Origin of the sequence: Planococcus lenghuensis, from assembly GCF_001999905.1 — a bacterium.
Taxonomy (GTDB): domain Bacteria; phylum Bacillota; class Bacilli; order Bacillales_A; family Planococcaceae; genus Indiicoccus; species Indiicoccus lenghuensis.
In genome coordinates, this window is record NZ_CP019640.1 from 168,227 (window position 1) to 190,011 (window position 21,785).

At 48.8% G+C, this 21,785-nt stretch carries 26 protein-coding genes; 20 read left to right on the forward strand and 6 right to left on the reverse strand.

Features of this window, described 5'->3' with window-relative positions; translation table 11 throughout:
• Nucleotides 1-72: 72 nt before the first annotated feature.
• On the reverse strand, nucleotides 73-1,152 hold the full coding sequence (locus B0X71_RS00925; protein ID WP_077587690.1) for a citrate/2-methylcitrate synthase: 1,080 nt from the start codon (nucleotides 1,150-1,152) through the stop codon (nucleotides 73-75).
• Nucleotides 1,153-1,254: 102 nt separating this feature from the next.
• Here B0X71_RS00925 and B0X71_RS00930 point away from each other — a divergent pair, with 102 nt between their 5' ends.
• From B0X71_RS00930 to glmS, 9 genes are all read left to right on the forward strand, one after another.
• Nucleotides 1,255-2,136 carry a LysR family transcriptional regulator gene (locus tag B0X71_RS00930; RefSeq protein ID WP_077587691.1) on the forward strand — a complete coding sequence of 294 codons (882 nt, stop codon included), beginning with the start codon at nucleotides 1,255-1,257 and terminating at the stop codon, nucleotides 2,134-2,136.
• An 11-nt stretch (nucleotides 2,137-2,147) separates the two neighbouring features.
• A complete protein-coding gene (locus B0X71_RS00935; RefSeq protein WP_077587692.1) occupies nucleotides 2,148-2,351 on the forward strand; it encodes a hypothetical protein in 204 nt (67 codons plus the stop codon).
• A gap of 79 nt (nucleotides 2,352-2,430) precedes the next feature.
• The gene (rocF, locus tag B0X71_RS00940; protein WP_077587693.1) at nucleotides 2,431-3,339 is read left to right on the forward strand and encodes an arginase; all 909 of its coding nucleotides are present in this window, start codon (nucleotides 2,431-2,433) and stop codon (nucleotides 3,337-3,339) included.
• Nucleotides 3,340-3,520: 181 nt separating this feature from the next.
• Nucleotides 3,521-4,084: an RNA polymerase sigma factor SigW gene (gene sigW / locus B0X71_RS00945; RefSeq protein ID WP_077587694.1), complete on the forward strand. Its 564-nt coding sequence runs from the start codon at nucleotides 3,521-3,523 to the stop codon at nucleotides 4,082-4,084.
• A gap of 12 nt (nucleotides 4,085-4,096) precedes the next feature.
• Nucleotides 4,097-4,735: an anti-sigma factor family protein gene (locus tag B0X71_RS00950; protein ID WP_077587695.1), complete on the forward strand. Its 639-nt coding sequence runs from the start codon at nucleotides 4,097-4,099 to the stop codon at nucleotides 4,733-4,735.
• 98 nt (nucleotides 4,736-4,833) lie between these two features.
• Complete coding sequence (gene cdaA, locus B0X71_RS00955) at nucleotides 4,834-5,670, forward strand: diadenylate cyclase CdaA (protein ID WP_077587696.1); 837 nt, start codon at nucleotides 4,834-4,836, stop codon at nucleotides 5,668-5,670.
• A complete protein-coding gene (locus B0X71_RS00960; protein WP_077587697.1) occupies nucleotides 5,663-6,949 on the forward strand; it encodes a CdaR family protein in 1,287 nt (428 codons plus the stop codon). The genes cdaA and B0X71_RS00960 overlap by 8 nt, the downstream gene beginning before the upstream one ends.
• Before the next feature lie 39 nt (nucleotides 6,950-6,988).
• Nucleotides 6,989-8,341 carry a phosphoglucosamine mutase gene (glmM, locus tag B0X71_RS00965; protein ID WP_077587698.1) on the forward strand — a complete coding sequence of 451 codons (1,353 nt, stop codon included), beginning with the start codon at nucleotides 6,989-6,991 and terminating at the stop codon, nucleotides 8,339-8,341.
• A gap of 596 nt (nucleotides 8,342-8,937) precedes the next feature.
• Complete coding sequence (gene glmS / locus B0X71_RS00970) at nucleotides 8,938-10,740, forward strand: glutamine--fructose-6-phosphate transaminase (isomerizing) (RefSeq protein WP_077587699.1); 1,803 nt, start codon at nucleotides 8,938-8,940, stop codon at nucleotides 10,738-10,740.
• 312 nt (nucleotides 10,741-11,052) lie between these two features.
• Here the strand turns inward: glmS and B0X71_RS00975 are convergent, their stop codons facing one another.
• Nucleotides 11,053-11,574 carry a BsuPI-related putative proteinase inhibitor gene (locus tag B0X71_RS00975; protein WP_077587700.1) on the reverse strand — a complete coding sequence of 174 codons (522 nt, stop codon included), beginning with the start codon at nucleotides 11,572-11,574 and terminating at the stop codon, nucleotides 11,053-11,055.
• Nucleotides 11,575-11,721: 147 nt separating this feature from the next.
• Here B0X71_RS00975 and B0X71_RS00980 point away from each other — a divergent pair, with 147 nt between their 5' ends.
• A complete protein-coding gene (locus B0X71_RS00980) occupies nucleotides 11,722-11,940 on the forward strand; it encodes a hypothetical protein (RefSeq protein ID WP_077587701.1) in 219 nt (72 codons plus the stop codon).
• 70 nt (nucleotides 11,941-12,010) lie between these two features.
• Here B0X71_RS00980 and B0X71_RS00985 read toward each other — a convergent pair whose 3' ends face one another.
• Nucleotides 12,011-12,205 carry a hypothetical protein gene (locus B0X71_RS00985; RefSeq protein ID WP_156889764.1) on the reverse strand — a complete coding sequence of 65 codons (195 nt, stop codon included), beginning with the start codon at nucleotides 12,203-12,205 and terminating at the stop codon, nucleotides 12,011-12,013.
• Nucleotides 12,206-12,487: 282 nt separating this feature from the next.
• Here B0X71_RS00985 and B0X71_RS00990 point away from each other — a divergent pair, with 282 nt between their 5' ends.
• A complete protein-coding gene (locus B0X71_RS00990; protein WP_077587703.1) occupies nucleotides 12,488-13,333 on the forward strand; it encodes an undecaprenyl-diphosphate phosphatase in 846 nt (281 codons plus the stop codon).
• A gap of 21 nt (nucleotides 13,334-13,354) precedes the next feature.
• Nucleotides 13,355-14,185, forward strand: coding sequence for an alpha/beta fold hydrolase (locus B0X71_RS00995; protein WP_077587704.1), 831 nt, complete (start codon nucleotides 13,355-13,357; stop codon nucleotides 14,183-14,185).
• Nucleotides 14,186-14,228: 43 nt separating this feature from the next.
• On the opposite strand, the gene B0X71_RS01000 is transcribed toward B0X71_RS00995, so the two are convergent.
• Both B0X71_RS01000 and B0X71_RS21660 read right to left on the reverse strand, forming a co-directional pair.
• Nucleotides 14,229-15,299: a nitric oxide synthase oxygenase gene (locus tag B0X71_RS01000; RefSeq protein WP_077587705.1), complete on the reverse strand. Its 1,071-nt coding sequence runs from the start codon at nucleotides 15,297-15,299 to the stop codon at nucleotides 14,229-14,231.
• A 22-nt stretch (nucleotides 15,300-15,321) separates the two neighbouring features.
• Complete coding sequence (locus B0X71_RS21660) at nucleotides 15,322-15,459, reverse strand: DUF2207 domain-containing protein (protein ID WP_332309458.1); 138 nt, start codon at nucleotides 15,457-15,459, stop codon at nucleotides 15,322-15,324.
• 375 nt (nucleotides 15,460-15,834) lie between these two features.
• On the opposite strand from B0X71_RS21660, the gene B0X71_RS01005 reads away from it, so the two are divergent.
• From B0X71_RS01005 to B0X71_RS01040, 8 genes are all read left to right on the forward strand, one after another.
• Nucleotides 15,835-16,095, forward strand: coding sequence for a thioredoxin family protein (locus tag B0X71_RS01005; RefSeq protein ID WP_077587706.1), 261 nt, complete (start codon nucleotides 15,835-15,837; stop codon nucleotides 16,093-16,095).
• Nucleotides 16,096-16,267: 172 nt separating this feature from the next.
• Nucleotides 16,268-16,474 (forward strand): hypothetical protein, encoded by a 207-nt coding sequence (locus B0X71_RS01010; protein WP_077587707.1) that lies wholly within the window; start codon nucleotides 16,268-16,270, stop codon nucleotides 16,472-16,474.
• Between the two features lie 189 nt (nucleotides 16,475-16,663).
• Complete coding sequence (locus B0X71_RS01015) at nucleotides 16,664-17,533, forward strand: DMT family transporter (protein ID WP_077587708.1); 870 nt, start codon at nucleotides 16,664-16,666, stop codon at nucleotides 17,531-17,533.
• Between the two features lie 213 nt (nucleotides 17,534-17,746).
• Nucleotides 17,747-18,169 carry an anti-sigma regulatory factor gene (locus B0X71_RS01020; RefSeq protein WP_269750091.1) on the forward strand — a complete coding sequence of 141 codons (423 nt, stop codon included), beginning with the start codon at nucleotides 17,747-17,749 and terminating at the stop codon, nucleotides 18,167-18,169.
• 134 nt (nucleotides 18,170-18,303) lie between these two features.
• The gene (locus tag B0X71_RS01025) at nucleotides 18,304-19,020 is read left to right on the forward strand and encodes a YebC/PmpR family DNA-binding transcriptional regulator (RefSeq protein ID WP_077587709.1); all 717 of its coding nucleotides are present in this window, start codon (nucleotides 18,304-18,306) and stop codon (nucleotides 19,018-19,020) included.
• A gap of 173 nt (nucleotides 19,021-19,193) precedes the next feature.
• Nucleotides 19,194-19,847 (forward strand): Bax inhibitor-1/YccA family protein, encoded by a 654-nt coding sequence (locus tag B0X71_RS01030; RefSeq protein ID WP_198038663.1) that lies wholly within the window; start codon nucleotides 19,194-19,196, stop codon nucleotides 19,845-19,847.
• Between the two features lie 146 nt (nucleotides 19,848-19,993).
• Nucleotides 19,994-20,632, forward strand: coding sequence for a FusB/FusC family EF-G-binding protein (locus tag B0X71_RS01035; protein ID WP_077587711.1), 639 nt, complete (start codon nucleotides 19,994-19,996; stop codon nucleotides 20,630-20,632).
• Nucleotides 20,633-20,647: 15 nt separating this feature from the next.
• Nucleotides 20,648-21,043: a VOC family protein gene (locus B0X71_RS01040; protein WP_077587712.1), complete on the forward strand. Its 396-nt coding sequence runs from the start codon at nucleotides 20,648-20,650 to the stop codon at nucleotides 21,041-21,043.
• A 53-nt stretch (nucleotides 21,044-21,096) separates the two neighbouring features.
• Here the strand turns inward: B0X71_RS01040 and B0X71_RS01045 are convergent, their stop codons facing one another.
• Nucleotides 21,097-21,777 carry an amino acid ABC transporter permease gene (locus B0X71_RS01045; protein ID WP_077587713.1) on the reverse strand — a complete coding sequence of 227 codons (681 nt, stop codon included), beginning with the start codon at nucleotides 21,775-21,777 and terminating at the stop codon, nucleotides 21,097-21,099.
• Nucleotides 21,778-21,785 lie beyond the last annotated feature (8 nt).

Genomic DNA, 21,785 nt, shown 5'->3' on the forward strand with positions numbered 1-21,785 from the left:
TTCCTGTGTCAGCTGGAAATTATACAAAAAGCAGCTATGCAATCAAGATTGCGTAGCTGCTTTTTCAATTGTTCAGGAACCGATGTATTCGGACTGCGGCCGGAAGATGACGTTATCTTCCAGCTGCTCCAATGCATGAGCACACCAGCCGACCGACCGGGCAGCACTGAATACCGGCGTGAACAGTTCCGGCGGCAGCTGAATCGCCCGCATAACTGCAGCTGCATAGAACTCTACATTCGTGTGAAGCTGGCGTCCGGGCTTATGTTCAGCAAGTAATTCCGTTATTTCTTCCTCAGCCTGCACTGCTAAATCCAGCCAGGGATCATGCGCTTGGAGTTCCAGGCATTTTTCCCGAAGCAGAACCGAGCGGGGATCGGCAGTGCGGTAAATCCGGTGACCGAAGCCCATGATTTTTGCACCCTGCTGCAGTTTATTCAGTACAACGGACCGGATATGATCTGGTACTGCAATTTCCTCCAGTAGATCGATAACACCTGAAGGCGCCCCGCCATGGAGAGGCCCTTTCATCGTGCCCAATGCAGAAGTGACGGCAGCGGTAAGATCGGACTCGGTTGAAATGGTCACTCGGGCAGCGAACGTTGACGCATTCATGCCATGTTCCATGGTCAGCTTCAAATATGTTCCCAAAGCATCAATATGCACCTGTTTTGGCAGGATTCCCGTAAGGAGCCAGAGAAAATTCGCCGTGTGTCCGAGATCGGTATTGGAGGGAATAGGCCTCAGCCCATGCTTTTGCCGGTACAGCGAAGCGATTATGGCCGGCATGGCTGCTGTCAGTGCGATCGCTTGTTCACGGCCCGGCAATCGGTTAAATATGTCGGTCGAGTATGCGGAAATGGTTGTCCGCAACCCATCCATCAGGGGAAGTTCCGCCGGAAGCAAACGAATGAGCTGCTGAATATGTTCCGGCAATTCCCGGTGATAATTAAATTGACCGGTAAACTGCTCAAGTTCATCGCGTGCAAGAAATCGCCCTTCCCACATGAAAAACGCTAATTCTTCAAACGATCGGCTATGGATTGCCTGGGCAACAGGAACGCCGCGATACTGTAGGGTGCCACTGTCTCCATCCACTGAAGCGATATGAGTCTGTACAGCTACAATATTTTTCAAACCTTTCTGGAACATCTTGAATTCCTCCTTTTCTTTACTGTACCTCCATTCATTGATTATAAAAATTAATTATTTATAATAAAATTGATAAATAAAATTAATCGAAGAGGTGCAACCATGGAATTGAGTTGGCTCCGAACCTTTACTGATGCCGCTGAAACGCTGAATTTCCGTAAAACATCTGAACGGCTGCTGATGTCTCAGCCGAATGTAACCGTCCATATCCGGCTACTTGAAGAACATCTCGGTGTGAAGTTGTTCCGCCGGGAGAAAAACCGGGTACTGTTAACGGAAGAAGGCCGGCTCTTTCAACAGGAAGCGCAAGCCATTCTCGATCGATTCGATGCAGGGATCACACGTCTCCGGTCTTACGCACAAGGCTATCGTCGGAAATGGACCTTGGCCATTACACCGCTGATGGCGGAAACTGTTCTTCCTTATCTACTGCGTTCGTTCATGACTGACCATGCCGATGTGGAACTCGCCATTCGGGTGGAAGAATCCATTCGGATTGAAGAGTTAGTGGTGAAAGGGGAAGTGTCAGCCGGCATTTCCGCACGACCAGCGGTGTCCCGGCAAATCGAAACCCGTCTTCTTTATACCGATCCGCTCCTCTTCATCGTACCGAGAGATGCATACGATGACGAGAGCGGCCCGCCGATCCAAGCACACGAAATGTTCAATAAATATTCTCTGTTCACAGGTCACCATCCGACATTCTGGGAAGAATTGCTGCTGCAATTGCGGAACCGGCTGCCGAACGTCCGGACAATGGAAGTCACACAGGCACATATTGCCAAGCGATTCATCCAGGAAGGGCTGGGTGTATCGTTTCTGCCAAAATCCACTGTTCGGCGAGAGTTGATCGAGGGACGAATAATCGAAGGGGATTTTGAGTTGTTTCCATTGCCGACTGTTGGCACTTATTTACTGACAGGCAAGGTGGATACGTTGGAATTGGAGCTTGCAGAGCGGATTCAGGCGATTTATTTCGGGTGAAGGGGAAAGAAATGGAAATGGAAATGGAATTAGCGACAGTCCGAATCCGGCACTTGTGCGCAGCGGGATTTTTGCAAGCTTTGGCAGTTGGTGTCACCGGCTGTGTTCGAGCGAACGCAGCCGTTCCACCGGAAGCCGCGGAATGCGTTTTTGTTTTCCATCACCAGCCCGGAATGGCCAACGATCCAGTTCCGATCGCACTTGCTTTTGAATAATTATACTAATTTATGTTGAGTTGAGCCATCTGACAGCACGCGATACAATAAATTCAAATGGAAGGAGAGGTATAAAATTATGAATAAATTAAATATCTCGATTATTGGTGTACCAATGGATTTGGGGCAGAACCGACGGGGAGTCGATATGGGACCAAGCGCCATCCGGTATGCCGGCGTAACAGAGCGACTTGAAAGTATTGGGCACACGGTTACGGACGAAGGGGACATCCAGGTCAGCAAGCGTACAGGAGAAACCTCTGAAGGTACAAATCTCCGGAACTTGAAAGCGGTTACGGAAGCGAGCACTGCACTTGGTGATAAAGTAAGCAGTGTAGCGGAAGCCGGCAGTTTCCCGCTTGTACTGGGCGGCGACCACAGCATCGCAATCGGCACATTGGCAGGAATCGGGAATCGACATAAGAATCTTGGTGTTATTTGGTATGATGCACATGCAGACATGAACACAAGTGATACATCGCCATCCGGAAACATTCATGGAATGCCGCTTGCGGTCAGTATGGGAATCGGCCATGAAGAGCTGGTAAACCTGCGCGGCTATGCCCCGAAAATAGATCCGAAGAATGTCGTCATTATCGGTGCCCGGTCAATCGATCCAGGCGAACGCAAACTGATCAAAGAAAAAGGTGTCCGGGTGTACACGATGCATGAAATCGATAAGCTCGGCATGAATGCGGTAATGGAAGAAGCCATTCAGTACCTGACGGAGGAGCGGAAGACGGATGCCGTCCATCTGTCACTTGATCTGGATGGGATCGATCCGATTTATACACCAGGCGTCGGCACACCGGTTCCAGGTGGGATCAGCTACCGGGAAAGCCACCTGGCTATGGAAATGCTGTATGACGCCGGAGTCATCACCTCCGTGGAATTTGTGGAAGTGAATCCGATTCTAGATGAAAAGAGTCGGACTGCCGATGTGGCCGTAGCGCTGATCGGTTCACTATTTGGCGAAAAATTGTTATAAAGAAAAGCGGACATAAGAGTCCGCTTCTTTTTTTTTTTTTGCACCAATTTTTGCTAAATTATCAAGAATTGAATAGTTTCCCGACCCGCTCTTTTGTTACGATAAGAAAAGAAAAAGTGAAACTTCTGATCTTTTGGACCGTATATAAATGATAGCCGCATAGGCGGAGGGAAATGAGCGCATGGATGCATTAGTCAAAAAAAGGGTGGAGAAAGTCAGAAAAGGGGATCGGAATGCATTTGGCGATCTGGTCGAAATTTATCAGCACCAGCTGTATCAGATTTGTTTTCGCATGCTCGGCAATCGGCAGGAGGCGGAAGATGCAGCGCAAGAGGCATTTACACGGGCCTATGTGAACATCCACACGTTTGATGTGAACCGGAAATTCTCTACCTGGCTATTCCGCATTGCGACCAATCTGTGCATTGACCGGATCCGAAAGAAGAAACCGGATTACCATTTGGATGCAGAGGTCAAAGGGACGGAAGGATTGACGCTGTATTCACAGATTCCAAACAAGGACAAATTGCCGGAAGAGGAAGTCCTCACGATGGAAGTGCAGGACCGTGTACAATATGAAATCAGCCGCTTACCCGACAAGTACCGGGCAGCGATCGTATTAAAATACATGGAGGAGCTTTCTCTGGCGGAGATCAGTGAAATTCTGGATTTACCGATCGCCACTGTAAAAACCCGGATTCACCGGGGAAGAGAAGCACTTCGACAGCAATTGAGCAATTTGTAGGAGGCGAGCCGCATGGCTGTATGTCCCGATCGGATTATAGACCTGATGCACGATTATTTGGATGGCGATATTAATTCACGAGAGGAACAAACGTTAAAACAACATTTGCAGACATGCGAAAAGTGTCAGCAGCATTACCATGAGTTAACGAAGACAGCGGCGTTGATTCAAAGTACTTCTCATCTTCAAGCGCCTCCGGATTTTGTCGCCCGGACACTCAGCGGACTGCCGAAGGAAAAAACCCGGGTGAAATCAAGACGCTGGCTGCAGGCTCACCCATTTCTGGTTTCAGCTGCTGTGTTCCTGCTGCTGATGAGTACGCTCTTATTCTCGAATTTCAATAACGAGCAACATTTCTCGTTCACAAAACAGCCGAACGTAATCGTTGAAGGCGAGATGGTCATCGTGCCGGAAGGGGAAGTGGTCACTGGCAATCTGACTGTACGTAATGGTGATCTGCGGATTGAAGGGGAAGTGCAGGGGGATGTGACGGTGATAAACGGTTCTGCTTATATGGCTTCTACAGGCATAATCACCGGCAGCAGTGAAGAAATCGATCAGGCATTTGAGTGGCTCTGGTACACGATTAAGACCGAAATCCGGGGTATGATGTCAATTTTTGAAGAAGAAGGTATACCGGCGGGCGAATAAGCCGTTCCCATTGGGGGAATCGGCTTTTTTGCTGCCGCAATAACCCTGATAGTATGCTATACTGAAAAGCAAGTGAGGGAAAAAGCGAGGGTTGTCAGATGCCGCTTCTGGAAGACTTAGCAAATCAGACGCCACTCGAGCTTGTCATCAACGTAGCTGATGTGCTGCTTGTGTGGTTTGTCATATATAAATTAATTGCAATTGTAAAAGGAACGAAAGCCGTCCAATTATTAAAAGGTATTTTCGTCATCATTATTGCCCAGTTCATCACGCAGGCACTCGGCCTCGATACGCTGCAATGGCTCATTCAGCAAGTGCTTGAATGGGGTGTCCTGGCGATCATCATCATTTTCCAGCCGGAACTTCGCCGGGCACTTGAACAGATCGGCCGGGGCAAGCTGTTCGCGAGCAGCACACTGCAGGAAGAGTCAGAGCGCAACCGCCTGATTGAAGCGATGAATAAATCTGTCAGCTATATGGCGAAGCGGCGAATCGGGGCATTGATTTCCATAGAACGGGAAACGGGTTTAAGCGATTATATTGAAACCGGAATTCCGATGAATTCTGATTTGACGTCAGAGCTGATGATCAATATCTTTATTCCAAATACACCGCTGCATGATGGAGCCGTTGTAGTTCAGAAAAACCGGGTAGCCGCGGCAGCATGTTATTTGCCGCTGTCAGAAAGCCCATTCATTTCAAAAGAACTCGGAACGCGCCACCGTGCCGCTCTGGGAATCAGTGAAGTGACTGACGCCATTACGATTGTGGTTTCTGAAGAAACGGGTGCTATCAGCCTGACGGCAAATGGCGATCTCCATCGGAACCTGTCAATCGAGGACTTTGAAGTGAAACTGCGCCAGCTTTGGTTTGGTGAAGGCGAGGAGCAGCAAAATTCATCCTGGTGGTCCCGGGGAGGGAAGCGCAATGGATAAAATGATGGATAATCCTTGGTTTCTGCGCATTGTTGCACTTCTGCTGGCCATCCTCATGTTCTTCACGGTGAAGAATGCCGAGGAAGCGGCCGGGCTAAATGCGCGGGTGACGGAAGTGCTGACGGATGTGCCGATTGAAGTCTATTATGATAATGAAAGTGCGGTCGTTACAGGCGTGCCGCCTGTTGCAGACGTGCAGATCGCAGGACCGGCGAATCTTGTCCAGACGACAGAGAAATTAATGGATTTTACATTATTCGTTGATTTACGCGAGTTATCGTATGGCGAGCACCAAGTGATGATTCAGACCGAAAACCTGCCGGAAGAACTTCAGGTCCGGGTGAATCCGGTAGTACTGGATATAATAATTGAAGAGCGGGTCACAAAAGAATTCCCGATTGATCCCGAGATCAATGAACAGATTCTGGCTGAGGGCTACTACATCGAAAGCACAGCGACAGAGCCGGATACAGTGCTTGTAACAGGTGCGGAAAGTGCAGTGGAATCGATTGATGTCGTAAAAGCTATTTTAAGCACCGAAGCGGAAGATATTGATGAGTCGTTTACTGCAAAAGCGCAGATTCGGGTGTTGGATGCTGCGCTGAAACAGCCGGCAGTATCCATTGAGCCTGAGACCACTGAAGTGAGAGTGAATGTGGCGGAGTACAGCCGCGAAGTACCGGTCACCATCCGGGAGTCGGGTGAGGCACCTGAGGGACTTATCGTGCAGGAGCTCCTTCCTTCACAGGAAACAGTTCAGATTTTCGGACCCAAAAGTACAGTGGATGCCATCAAGGAATATATCGTCAGCGTGAATACCGGCGTGCTGACTGCTTCAGACCGGACGATAGAAGTAGCCCTGTCTCCGCCGCAGGGAACACGGTCGGTTGCTCCGACAGAATTGACTGTCAGTGCGAACATTGCAGCAGAATCCGGTACAGCTGCAGGTGATTTAGGACTCCAGGCTACTGAAGTGCTGATGACTGATACCGGCGAGAGCCGGCGGATTTTCGCGAATGTACCGGTTGAAGTAAAAGGGCTCGGCAAGGGATATACTGTTTCATTTCCCGAACCGGAGAATGGCCGCCTTTCACTGGCAGTCACCGGTGACCCGGCAGCACTGGCCGCGCTGACGGCGGCTGATTTTTCGATATACGTGGAAGCGGAAGAACGCAGCGGCAGGCAGCGGCTATCCGTGAAATTCAAAGGCCCGGGAGCGATTGCCTCATGGCTTGTAGCTCCGGGACATGTGACGGTTGAAATTGTGAAGAAAGTGTAGCTGGCATAGCGGATGACAAGGGTTGAAGGAGAGAAAAGTATGGGTAAATATTTTGGGACGGATGGCGTACGCGGAGTAGCGAATACCGAATTGACGCCGGAACTTGCATTCAGACTGGGCCGGATCGGCGGACATGTCCTGACAAAAGAAGCAAAAGACAAACCGAAAGTGCTGATCGGTCTGGATACACGAATTTCGGGGCAAATGCTCGAAAGTGCACTGATGGCAGGTCTGCTGTCAGTAGGAGCTGAAGTAATGCGGCTTGGTGTAATCAGCACCCCGGGCGTTGCTTACCTGACTCGTGCTGTCGGTGCGGATGCAGGTGTTATGATCTCTGCTTCGCATAATCCGGTGGCGGACAATGGTATTAAGTTCTTTGGACCAGACGGTTTTAAGTTATCAGATACACAGGAAGCGGAGATTGAAGAACTGCTGGATGCCGAAACGGATAATCTTCCGCGGCCGATTGCAGGCGATCTTGGAAATATCACACAATATTTTGAGGGCGGTCAGAAATATCTTCAGTATTTGAAACAGACGGTAGATGAAGAGTTTGATGGAATTCATGTGGCACTTGACTGTGCACATGGAGCAACTTCACAGCTCGCTACGCATGTGTTCGCTGATCTTGATGCGGATATCACTTCCATGGGCGCTTCACCGAATGGCCTGAATATTAATAATGGAGTCGGTTCGACACATCCTGAAGCATTGGCATCCCTTGTAACAGAAAAAGGCGCGGATATCGGCCTTGCATTTGATGGAGACGGGGATCGGCTGATTGCAGTGGACGAACAGGGCCGTATCATTGATGGGGACCGGATTCTGTACATATGCGGAAAATACCTGAACCTGGAAGGCCGGCTGAAAAACCGGACAGTTGTGACGACCGTCATGAGCAATATGGGGTTGTATAAAGCACTGGAAGACAATGGAATACAAAGTGTCCAGACAGCAGTAGGTGACCGCTACGTTGTGGAAGAAATGAGAACGAACGGTTATAGCCTTGGAGGCGAACAATCCGGTCATATTGTCTTTCTCGATTACAATACAACTGGCGATGGTCTCCTGACCGGTATGCAGCTTGTGAATATCATGAAAAGCACAGGTAAGAAACTGTCTGAACTGGCGAATGAAGTTGAAATCTTCCCGCAGCAACTTGTCAATATCCGAGTTACGAACAAGCATGCAGTGACCGATAATGCAAAAGTCGCTGCGGTCATAAAAGAAGTGGAAAAGGAAATGGCCGGAAATGGCCGTGTTCTCGTCCGTCCTTCCGGCACTGAGCCGCTCGTTCGGGTCATGGTGGAAGCGGCATCAGCTGACGACTGCGAACGGTATGTTGAACAAATCGCAGCAGTGGTCCGTGAAGAAATGGGATTAAAAGAATAGCAGACAGCTGGTTAATAAATATACGATATAGCTGCAGACAGCCCGTAGTATTCAAGGGATTGTCTGCAGCTTTTTTCATGATGTATGCCTGTTTCGAGCTTAATGATACTTCCTGCTCCATACTATAAGAATAAACACGTATACCAAAAATGGAAATGCTGGCATAAAACGTATCCTGGAGTTTTTTGGATATAAAACAGCCGCGGCAGCAACTCAGACAGCTCCGATTGATGGTTTGGTTCAAAAGTGATTTTGTTGTTGTTGAATTGACGGGATAAAAAGAAACAGGTTATGATGAACTGGTAGTTTGTACACCGTTAAAGGAGGGAAAAGTATACAGGTAAATCGGAAAACAATCACAAGCGCCTGTGCTGGGGAAATCGGACGGAATCAGCTTCCCAGCAGACGAGGAGGAGGAGTATCGAATTTTCGGCGGATACCTCCCGGCCGTGGCCCGGTCGTTATGGTCAGCTGTAAAACAGCAGAGCAATCTGCTGCACAAAACGGCGGATCAGGTCCATGAGTGATACGAAAGCGGCTGTATAACAACAGCGCTTCTTTCACATACCTATTTTATATATTGGAGGAACATCTACATGTGCGGAATTGTTGGCTACATTGGCGAAAGCGATGCAAAAGAAATTTTATTGAAGGGGCTTGAACGCCTTGAATACCGCGGTTATGATTCAGCGGGAATTGCTGTGCGCAACACTGACGGTGTGACAGTATTTAAAGAAAAAGGGCGGATAGCGGACCTGCGGGCAGAAGTGGATCTGAACGTGGAAGCGGTCACCGGAATCGGCCATACTCGCTGGGCCACACACGGTGTGCCGAATCACGTGAACGCTCACCCGCATCAGAGCACGACCGAACGTTTCACTCTCGTGCATAACGGCGTCATTGAAAATTATCATCATCTGCAACGCGACTACCTGGAAGGCGTGGAAATGCAGTCGGATACAGATACGGAAATCATTGTGCAGCTGATTGAGAGATTCTCGAAACAGGGGCTGTCGACGAGAGAAGCATTCACGAAAACACTGGAGCTGTTGAAGGGTTCTTATGCGCTGGCATTGCTTGACGCAGAAGAAGCACAGACGATCTATGTAGCAAAAAACAAAAGCCCGCTGCTTGTTGGTCTTGGCGAAGAGTTCAATGTCGTGGCATCGGATGCCATGGCTATGCTGCAAGTGACGGATCAGTTTGTTGAATTGATGGACAAGGAAATCGTCATTGTGAATAAAGAAAGTGTGGAGATCTATACACTGGAAGGTGAACGCATCCATCGTCAGCCATTTACTGCAGAAATTGATATGAATGATATTGAAAAAGGCACATACCCGCATTATATGCTGAAAGAGATCGATGAACAGCCGGCAGTTGTGCGCCGCATCATTCAGAACTACCAGGATGAAAACGATGAACTGACAATTGAGCAGGACGTTCTGGAGGCACTCAAGCAAGCTGACCGCCTGTATATCATTGCAGCCGGTACAAGCTACCATGCGGGATTGATCGGGAAAGAATACATTGAAAAAATGGCTCAGATTCCGGTTGAAGTTCATATTGCGAGCGAATTCGGTTATAATATGCCACTTCTGTCCGAGAAACCGTTGTTCATCTTCATTTCACAGTCAGGTGAAACTGCCGACAGCCGCCAAGTGCTCGTGAAAGTGAAAGAACTCGGCCATCCGGCTCTGACCATTACGAACGTTGCAGGATCTACACTGTCGCGTGAAGCGGATTATACGCTCCTGCTGCATGCCGGACCGGAAATCGCTGTTGCGTCTACAAAGGCCTATACAGCACAACTCGCTGTCATGGCGATCCTTTCGTCGGTTACTGCAAAAGCGAAGGGAATCGACATCGGATTCGATCTTGAGCAGGAGCTGAGCATCGCTGCAAACGCGATCCAGACACAGGTGGATGACAAAGAGAACATGGAAGACATTGCCCGCGAGTACTTGGCAGTGACCCGCAATTGCTTCTTCATCGGCCGCAATGTGGATTATTATGTAGGTCTTGAAGGCGCATTGAAACTGAAAGAGATCTCTTATATCCAGGCAGAAGGCTTTGCCGGCGGTGAATTAAAGCATGGTACGATTGCCCTCATCGAAGAAGGAACACCGGTGATAGCGCTGGCAACACAGGAAGCTGTTAACTTGAACATCCGCGGAAATGTGAAAGAAGTTGCCGCGCGAGGCGCCTATCCATGCATCATTTCCATGGAGGGCCTTGCAGAAGAAGGCGACCGCTTAGTGCTGCCGCGTGTCCATGAGCTGCTGACACCGATCGTGTCCGTTATCCCGCTTCAGCTGATCAGCTATTATGCGGCCTTGCATCGTGATTGTGATGTGGATAAGCCGCGTAACCTCGCGAAATCAGTAACAGTGGAATAAGTACGTCATTTTGAATCGTAAGCTTTTTACAGAAAAAATATAGTGAGAGATTCGCATTTTATCCGCTTGCTTAAGTACTTAGGCAGGCGGATTTTTCTGTGAAAAAAGAAGGGAGTTCTTCCAGTAAGTAGTGAAAAATCGGTGACTCGATTTTATATAATTAGGCTCTGTTAAAGAACAATGTTGTCTTTCACTGCACAGAATATGGAGCAAACAGCGGAAACTCCTGGAAAGTGGAGCTGGTTTGCGGAGTATCAACAGAGACATTTAACATGACTTATAACTAAAAGAAAAGCACCCGGACAGGGTGCTTTACTCTACTACATATTCTGTTTCGACTTCATACGCTGGTCCGTCTTCCGGTGTCAGCCATGCTTTGATCGTGTAGGTGTCCGGTTCAAGATCAAGCTGTGGCAGATCAAATTCATAGCTGAGTTCTTCACCTGGAGCAATCGTTTCTTCACTGAGTGCCTGGATGTATGTGCTGACTGAAGAAAGAAGATAGAGCTGTTCGCCGGCTTTGTTGAGGAGAGCGAAATCAAAACGCTGTCCACTTGTAAAGTTAAAGGTCACAGCTTCTTCTTTCTGATTTTTGAGGATATAGCGGTACGTGTCATCATCCACGGGTTCGATCATCGGTTCCACCTCACCTGCAACAATTCCACCAGTCGTCTCTCCATCGTTTTCTGTTTCCTCCTCTAAGACTTCTTCTTGAACTTCTTCTTCTGTTACTTCTTCTGTCACTTCAGGGGCAACTTCTTCTGTACCGCAAGCTGCTAAAACCAGTATAAACAACAGCGCCAGAAGAGGCCCGGCCCAATTTCTTTTCTCCATCATGAAGCCCTCCTTTTACCGATTAGACCGTTTCACCCGGCTCCTCGTTTCACTTATTTTTCAATTCTTCAGAAAGTGTTTGAAGAAGCGGATGAATTTACTTTAAATAGAGGTATAATATAAAAGGTCTGGGGAGGGATTTTTATCATGCGAAAAAATGCGTTACTGTACGGTGGAATTGTATTGATCATCGTGGCATTCGCCGGCCTGTACTTCGGGTATAGCCTGCAAGGCACGACGGCAAAAGGGGAAGGGCCGGACTTGAAATGGCTTTGGACGACATTTGCTCTTCAATTGCTGGCTGGAATCTGTTTCGTTTGGCAGCATGCCGTGCAAAATCGTGATAAAAAAAGTGGAAGTAAATGAATTACTCATCAAATAAAATAACAAGATAGAACGCCATGGTGACCAGTTGGTCACCATGGCGTTCTGTCTTTTAAAGTTCATAAAAAGCAGCGATTTGTTTAACGAACGGCTGAAACTCCGGAATGGAAGTGAAGTTTGATAGCATCCCCTGAATAACGGGCATGCGGGGGTTATCCCGTTCTGATTCTTCTTCAAGCACATCCAGGGAGATGGCCAGTTCCTCATGACGGTCAAGTCCTTCACTGACCCGCCGCATTTCCTTCAAGACTTTCTTTATATCCACTTCGTTCAGTAAATATTCCGATTTGGCAAGGACTTTCTCCAGCTGTTCCCTGTCCAGAAATGGTTCGTCTGCACGGAAGCCGGTGCCTTAACTTCCTTTCGGAACAGGGGGTACCGGTTTTTTTGTGTCGAAATTGGGAACCCGGGCAAGAATTTGAAGTCCTGTACTAAAGAAATCCGATTAACCCTTACTTTCTCAGGGAAAAGCGATTATGATGGAATTTGGGTGTTGGAAAATCTATATAGTATAGGAGTTATTTAATAAATGAGTATTTGGGAGTTTTTTGTTGCACTGATTTTGGGTGCTGTGGAAGGATTAACGGAGTTTGCACCTGTTTCCTCCACAGGCCATATGATTATCGTGGATGACCTATGGCTGCAATCTAAGGAGTTTTTAAATCCTTACGTAGCGAACACATTTAAAATTATGATTCAGCTCGGTTCGATTCTGGCGGTTGTTGTCGTATTCTGGAGACGGTTTGTGGACCTTCTTGGGCTTGATAAGCTGTTCGGTAAGGAAACGATCCGTACAGAGGGACAGTCACACCTCAAGCTATCACAGGTTATTGTCGGACTTCTGCCGGCCGGCGTACTCGGCGTGCTGTTCGAAGATTACGTTGATGAATACTTATTTTCAGTAGAAACAGTGATGATCGGTCTGGCAGCGGGAGCCGTTCTTATGCTCATAGCTGACTGGGTCAGCAAAAAATATGGAGAGCCGACTGTGAAAACAGTGGACCAGATTACATACAAGCAGGCGCTGATTGTCGGCCTGTTCCAGTGTATTGCCCTCTGGCCGGGATTTTCCCGATCCGGTTCCACCATATCGGGCGGGGTCATTCTCGGCATGAGTCACCGGACAGCCGCTGATTTCACATTCATTATGGCTGTACCGATTATGTTTGGAGCAAGCGCCTTATCGCTCGTCAAGAACCTGGAGTTCTTCACGCTAGATGCAGTGCCGTTTTTCCTTGTCGGGTTCATCTTCGCATTTTTATTTGCCCTTGTTACCATCCGTTTCTTCCTGAAGCTGATTGATAAAATCAAACTCGTGCCATTCGCCATTTACCGGCTTGTGTTGGTAGCTATCATTTACGTTCTGTATTTCTGAATTAGTGGAGTGTGAATTGCCATGATACTGGAGACGGATAAAGCGACAATCAGTTATGAAGTGATCGGTGAGGGTATGCCTGTCCTGATTCTTCATGGTCTCGGGCTGGACCGAATGGTTATGAAGCAATTCATGGAACCGGTCTTTGAGCCGTTGGCAGGATTTAGACGCGTTTATGCGGATTTACCGGGAATGGGAGAGTCCATGGTCAAGTCCGGCTTAAAGGGGACGGACGAGATGCTTGAAGCCATACTTGCGTTGGTCAGTTTTGTAATACCAGGAGAGCAATTTCTCGTAGCCGGCCATTCCTATGGCGGTTATCTGGCGCGCGGGATTGCAGCCCGTCTTCCGGGCAGCGTGAATGGCCTGTTCCAGCTATGTCCGATGATTTTTCCGTATACACATGAGCGGCAATTGGAGGCACGGATGATCTGCGAACAGGATGAGCGCTTCATTGCCGATCTGTCGGAAGCTGATAAACAAGAATTCATGACAGATATGGTCATTCAGATACCAGCCATTTACGAGCGGTATACCCGGGAAGTGACACCTGGGCGTCTGGCTCGGGACCGGCACTTTCTGGAAGGACCGTTCAGGACGACTCACTACGGGTTCTCATTTGATCCCGACGAGCATGCAGCGCGTTTCGATGCACCTGTACTGATAATCACGGGCCGCCAGGATGCTGTTGTCGGTTATAGGGATGCCCAGCGGCTGGCCAATCGCTACTTACACGCGACATTCGCCGTACTGGATGAAGCCGGACATTATGCGCAGATTGAACAGGCGTCTGTAACAGAGATGCTGACAGCGGAATGGCTGCGTCGCTGCAAAAGTAATCGGCGTAATTAAGGGAAAGGCTGCAGGGAAATTAATCCTGCAGCCTTTTTTGTGTTTATTTTTCTCTATGATCGCCAGAAGAAGGCTGGTGAAAGAAATTCGGTGTTTTGATGGCGTTATCATAGCGCTTATGGAAAATGGAAGTGGCAGCAGGAGACACAGGCGGAATGAGCCATACCCAGTTACCGGTGACATCCCGGTGTGCTGCTGCTTCGTTTTGTTCAAAGGTCTGAAACTGTTTCGCTGCTGTATGATGATCGACGATCGTCACGCCGGCTTTTTTAAAGGAGTACAAAACAGCTGCATTCAGCTCGATGAGTGCTCGGTCTTTCCAAAGGGACGAGAGCCGGCGTGTATCGAGACCCATGTATTGAGCCACAGCAGGCAACAGATTATACCGATCTTCATCCGCTAAGTTCCGTGCACCGATTTCCGTGCCCATATACCAGCCATTGAACGGTGCAGCTTCGTACGCAATGCCGCCGATTTCGAGTTTCATATCTGAAATGACCGGAACAGCATACCACTTCAGATTCAAATCGTTGAACTCTGCATACTCCGGATGTTCAATGGTCACTTCAGGGCGGGCATGTTCAGGCACTTCCTGCCAGGCAGGCGGTTGATCACCGATCTGCACGACCCACGGCAGCAGATCGAAGTCTGTGCCGGCGCCTTTCCAGCCAAGGCGCTGACAGTAGGCGGTAAAACTTTTTGAATGCGCATCACCAGCTGTCTCGTACCCTGCATACCGGAGGAGCTGGTGATTCCGGATCCGGATGCCGGATGGTCGGAAGACGGTGATCAGCGGACGGATTTTGCCATTATTATAGGCGGAAACCACATGACGTTCCAGTGCTGCAAACACATCTTCGGCGGACTGCGCTTCCCGTTCATCGCTGACTTGCAGCGTTTGCCAAAAGAGCCGGCCGATGCACCGGTTACTGTTTCGCCAGGCGACTCGTGCTCCGTATGTCAGTTCTTCTGCTGTGTGCCGGTAGGTTCCGGTCCGCTGAATTTCTTCTTTCACTGTATCAAGCCGAACCGTCATTCGGTCTGCGGGCAAGTCATTTTCGTGGTAATAAAGTTCGATGAATGTCTGTGCATGCTGCCATAAATTCGTATCCATGATGACCTCCTCGATTGTACTGTCAGTATATCAGCCAATGAGGCATCGAATGTTGACGATTTCTTGTCAGAACCGAATGGTGCCTGATAATGCCATTGAATTCCCCGTCAAATTCGTACGTATGGTGTTCTGAGATATCAGCTGTCCCATCTTCATTCACGTTACTTCCGTGATTGAAAAATCTTCTGCAGATGCCATGGAAGGGACTGCAACTAACCCGGTCGGCAGTAATATGGAAATGATTTTTTTCCAATCCATCACGATCACCTCTTCCTTTACTTTGCGCAGCGGCAGTCAGAAAGTTCCGCCGGATCACTGAATAATTGATCTCCATCAAGTTTTTAGCAGCCGCCGAATGGTAGTATGGCATTAACAGCTGAAAGACATGGCTGATACCGGGAGAAGGCAGCAAGGGGAAGCTTTCACTCTGCTATGCGGTTCAGCCGGCCGTTCAGTGACGCACTGATGATTGTTCCGGTATGAGACTGCAGAAAAGAGCCGATGGACCACTATAACCGGAGAGGAGTCGATCGAAATGACAAAGCGGTTGGTTGAAGTATTTTCCGCCGGATGCTATGCCTGTGAAGATGCGGTGAAACAAGTGAAGGATTTGACTTGTGAATGTGAGGTGGCCATCTATGATTTATCCGACAAAGCCCGGAAAGGCGAATACGAAACGAAGGCGAAAGCGTATGGCATTCAGTCAGTCCCGTCAGTAGTGATAAATGGTAAACTGCTCGATTGCTGCAACAGCAAGGGATTTACGATCGGTATGCTACAGACCGAGGGGATCTGACGGCGGGAGGCCTCAATATATCTGATTTCGCATTAAAAAAGGGCCAATATCGGCTCTTTTTTACTGTTTTCTGCAGATCCGGCCCTACTTCCTTCTTCATGAAAATCGCAGTAGACTTAATGCCTATTACTGCTAAAATGAGAAAAAGGAAAAAGAAGCAGGAGTTGTAAGGGTGGATCCGGTGTTTATATTTTTCTGGGGGAATATGGCGCTTATTATCGCATTGATGTATTTAGCATTGAAGAGCAGGGAGTATTTGCTGGTTAAACGGGTTGTAATCGGTGAAGCCGATGCCGCATTGTATCTGTCCAAAAAACGGGGCAGGAACCAGGCATCTGTTCATGAAACGGAACCGGCTGCCGGACTCCAGGTAAAATGAACGGAAAATGGAAGATCAGAGGCAGCTTAACTGCCTCTGATCTTCTTTCATTATAAAGCGTGGAAAGGGCTGGCAGAAAGATAGTGAAAGGATTAAGGGACCGCCATGGCATGTGCGTGTTATCATGGTGAAATACTGGAACTTTCTGTATGACGCTCTATATGAAGAGGTTCGGTAAGGAGGGGACATTTGAAAGAAAAACTTCTGTTTGCGGTGCTCATCGTTACGACGACGAGTTTAATGGGCTCTTCATTTGCTGTTGGAAAAATCGGACTGCTGTATGTGTCACCGCTGCTGCTCGTCGGACTGCGCTTCACATTGGCTGGCGCAGTCATGGCAATCGCCGTAAAGCTGTTGAAAAAGCCGCATCCGGATCAGCCGGCCGGTTGGCTGCGCATCCTCGTAATCGGTTTTTTCCAGACGGCAGCAGTCATGGGATGTATCTTTTTAAGCCTGCGGACAATTTCAGCAGGGGAATCAGCTATTCTGACATTTACCAATCCGCTTTTGGTCGTCATTTTCGGTGCATTAACACTTAGCATGAAATTTCGGTTTATCCAGTGGATGGGCGTGATTGTAGGATTTACCGGCGTCGTCATCACGCTCGGTGGTCAGCTGCAGCTGGAGATCGGAACCGTTCTCGGCTTCGCCAGTGCTGTTGCGTGGGCTACTGCGACACTCCTGGTGAAACGTTGGGGTCAAGGGTTGGATACGTGGGTATTGACGGCTTATCAGATGCTTTTTGGCGGTTTGCTGCTCCTTGCAGGCAGTGCACTGCTGGAGAATCCGCATTTTTCGGTGACCGCTGTGTCTGTTGGGATTGTTCTCTGGTTGGCGATCATGGCTTCAATCGTTCAGTTTGCTGTATGGTTCTACCTGCTTCAGAAAGGAAACCCGGGCAAAGTCAGTGCGTTTTTGTTTCTGGCTCCATTCTTTGGTGTGCTGACGGGCTGGCTGTTGCTGGATGAGCAGCTTGGCTTTTCACTTCTTATTGGCGGCGCACTCATTTTTACGGGGATTTTTCTTGTGAACTGGCCAGGCAAGCCGGCTCCGCAATAAGCTGGCTGTGAAAGAAATTATACGTTGGACAGGTAGCCGGATCGGCTAGGAGAGAAGGTATGGGTGCCTATTAATCCACTTTGCCTTATGGTATGATGAACCAATTACACCAGACAGGCAGCAGCATTGCAGATGACTGAAACGGACATCCATGGATCGAACAACGCAATCCGCTGAGCGGAACACTGGATTACCGATAGAGAGGCTGATGAAATGATTGCAGTCGGAATGGAACAAACGACGCTGATGACAATTGATATTTTGGACGAGCGCGGAATCGCAGAAGCCCGCAGGATGGGAAGGGAGTTTTTAAAACAGCTCGCTTTCCGGCTGATCGACCAGTCGCGGATCATTACGGCGATTTCGGAGCTCGCACGCAATATCTTTAATTATGCATTACCCGGAAAAATTTTTCTGGAAGTGATCAGCAGAGGCCGGAAAACCGGTTTAAAACTGACCGCAGCCGATGAAGGACCGGGCATTGAAGATGTATCGAAGGCGCTGGAGTGCGGATTTACAACATCGGGCGGATTAGGGGCCGGTCTTCCGGGCGTCCGGAGCCTGATGGATGAATTCTCCTGTACTTCCCGAGCCGGCATCGGCACGACAATCACTGCAATAAAATGGCTGAAATAAGCTGATGATCTCCTGCCGGGTGCAGGAGATTTTTATTTGGGCAGCTGACTGCTGAAGCACGGATCCTGTTCTAAAATGTGGTAAAATAATTAAAGATGGGATTGTATATTTCAGGTGAAAGAGAGTGGAAATAGATGGGGCGCAAATGGAATAATATCAAAGAGAAAAAAGCGGCAAAAGATAAAAATACAAGTCGGATCTATGCGAAATTCGGCCGGGAGATTTATGTCGCTGCCAAGCAAGGAGAACCGGATCCGGAATCGAACCAGGCTTTGAAGATGGTGTTGGAGCGAGCCAAGACGTACAATGTGCCAAAAGCGATTGTAGACCGGGCCATTGAAAAAGCGAAGGGCGGCAGTGAAGAAAATTATGATGAACTCCGCTACGAAGGCTTCGGCCCGAACGGCTCCATGGTGATTGTGGATGCATTGACGAATAATGTGAACCGGACCGCTTCAGATGTCCGGGCGGCGTTCGGTAAAAATGGCGGCAATATGGGTGTCAGCGGTTCAGTTGCTTACATGTTCGATTCAACGGCTGTTTTCGGTGTGGAAGGCAAGACGGAAGAGGATGTACTTGAGCTGTTGCTGGAAGCTGACGTGGATGTCCGGGATATCCAAGGGGAAGAAGACGGCGTAATCGTCTATGCCGAGCCTGATCAATTCCATGCAGTACAGGAAGCGTTCCGGGCAGCAGGCGTGGAGGATTTCACTGTAGCTGAACTGACCATGCTCGCCCAGAATGATATCGAGCTTCCCGAGGATGCTCAGGAGCAGTTCGAAAAGATGATTGATGCCATTGAAGATCTCGAAGATGTCCAGCAGGTTTATCACAATGTGGAGTTTGGCTGAAAAATTATCCAATAAGGTAAGGCGCTGGCCCTGAAAAGGAGCCGGCGTTTTTACTGCAGTGAAGAAAATAGGGAAATCCTGTTTAAGAAGAGGACTATTTGAATCTTTTCCGGACTTTCAGCGTATAGATATAGCAGAGTGTACATTTTTCACTAACAGGAGGACTGAAAAAGTTGGAAGCACATTATTCAGCAGTAAAAAGTGCAGGGGCAGGCGGGAGCCTGCGGAAAGTGCTATCGTTTTTAACCATTCTATGGACAATTTCAGGCATCGGTGTCATTGTGGGGCAGTTCGTGCCTCCGGCTTTCATCCTGCCGCTGATCGTCGTTGAACTCGGTCTGATTGTGGCAATGCTTTTTGCCCGCAGAGCAGAAAAGATGGGACGCTTGCTGGCACTGTCATTTGCGCTCATTTCAGGCGTTACGCTGTATCCGGTTTTGTATAATTATGTGGGTCTTCTCGGCGGTGAAGTAGTGCTTGGCGTGTTCGTCTCCACTGCAGCGGTTTTCGCCATTTACGGCACGGTCGGATATAGCCTGACGAAAAATTTATCCGCGATGGGCAAATACTTATTCATTGCGCTGATTGCGATTGTGGTCGTTTCCCTGTTTGGCTTCTTTGTGCCATTCTCAAGCGGCCTGTCCCTGCTTATCTCGGCGGCGGGCGTACTGCTGTTTTCGCTGTATACCATTTATGACTTCAATCAGATCCGCCATCAGCACATTACGGATGCAATGATTCCGCTGATTGCAGTCAATCTCTATTTGGATTTCATCAACCTGTTCCTTCACCTGCTGCGGATCGTCGCTGCCTTTACACGGGACTGATTCAAAAAAGGGGCAATGACGGGGGCTGTATCCCTTGCCTGGTGTTTGTAAAATGACAGGCAGGAGGCTACCATAGATGTAATCGTATTTCTGTCAGGCTGAATGGCAGCCTGACAGAAGGAGAGAGCAGAAAGGAGCAGAAATGAATGGAACCATTTATCAGGAATGACCAGTATAATTTTATCCGGCGACAGGTTCAGCGGCTGGTCAATGGTCACTCGACAGTTGCGGATCAGTCAGTGCTCCAGGCACTTGAGTCACTTGTAGAGGAAAAAGTGCTGGGGCGGTTCGGGCAACTGACAGATGAACAGCGGTGGCTGCTTGACCCTCTCTCGCACATTCAGGATAAAGAAGAGGCCGAGCGCTTTCTGGCGCACTTGAAGCCTTACTTGATTCCGTTTAATGACGTCAATGAACAGACCGTGAAAAAACTGTTTCCGAAAGCGAAAAAACTGAAGGTGCCGGCGCTGGTGAAAACCGATTTACGGGAATTCTCCTATGTCGGCTGGGATGACATCGGGTCACAGCGGCGGTATTTGATCCTGCAGCAGGACGGCAAGCTTGTCGGTGTATCAGGCAGTTTCAACAGCAGCATGAAAAAAGGCATTTGCGCATTCTGCAATAATCACACGGAGACCGGTCTGTTCCTGTCTGAAACAAAGGGATCGACGCAGGATACCTTTGTGAAAAAAGGAAATTATATTTGCCGCGACAGCCGTACATGTAACCGGAATCTGACTTCACTGGAGCGCATCGAAGAATTCGTTGACCGGCTCCAGAGCTGAGGAGGCATCAGCACAATGGCGAAAATCACCACATTTTTTATGTTCAACGGACAGGCGGAGGAAGCCATCCGCTTCTATGTCTCGCTTTTTGATGACTCGGAAATTTTGGATATCATGTACAATGAAGACGGCTCTGTGCTGCAGGCCGTTTTTGCGATCCAGGGCCAGACATTCATGGCGATTGATAGTACAGTCGAACATGATTTTGCATTCACTCCATCAGTTTCACTGTACGTTACGTGCGAATCAGATGGAGAAATTGACCAGGCATATAATAAGCTGAAAAGCGGAGGAGCGATCCTCATGCCGCTGGATACCTATCCGTTCAGCAAGAAGTTCGGCTGGGTACAGGACCGGTTTGGCGTTTCCTGGCAGCTCAATCTGCCGGAACCTGAGCAGCCGCTTAATTGAACAATTACTAAAAACCCCCCTTGCCGTTTTAAAACGGCAAGGGGGGTTTTTGGTCAGCGCAGATATTGCTCATAGCGCCGCTCCAAGTGATTCTGCAACACTGTCATAATAGAACAAATGCCCCAGTAAATAAGTGAAGCAACGATCAACAGTGTCAGCAGATCATATTCACGTGCACCGACAATCCGGGCTTTGTTGAAGATTTCCGGCACGGTGATCATCGCAGCGAGTGATGAAGCCTTGATCAGATCGAGCAGGACATTCGACAGCGGCGGGATTGCAATGCGGATGGATTGCGGCAGGATAATGCGCCGCATGATCTGCCAGTACGACAGGCCAAGCGCCTGAGCGGATTCCCATTGGCCTTTATCGACCGACGCAAGCGCTGCCCGGAGGATTTCCGCCATATAGGCGGCGCTGTTGACGCTGAAGCCGATCAACGCAGCCTGCAATGCCGTAAATTCCACACCAATGACCGGAAATCCGAAATAGAGCAGAAACAGGATGACGAGAATCGGCACACCCCGCATAAAAGAAATATAGGACCGGGCAAACCATTGCAGCGGAGCGATCCGTGAAGTGCGCGCAAGCGCCAGGAAAAAACCGATGATCAGTCCGATGACCATACTCACGACTGAAATCAACAGCGTATACCAGATACCGCTCAGCACATAAGGAAAGGATTCAATTGCCAGCTGCGGATCAAACAGAAGGCCCCATTCAATATCGTTCATTTGAAGAC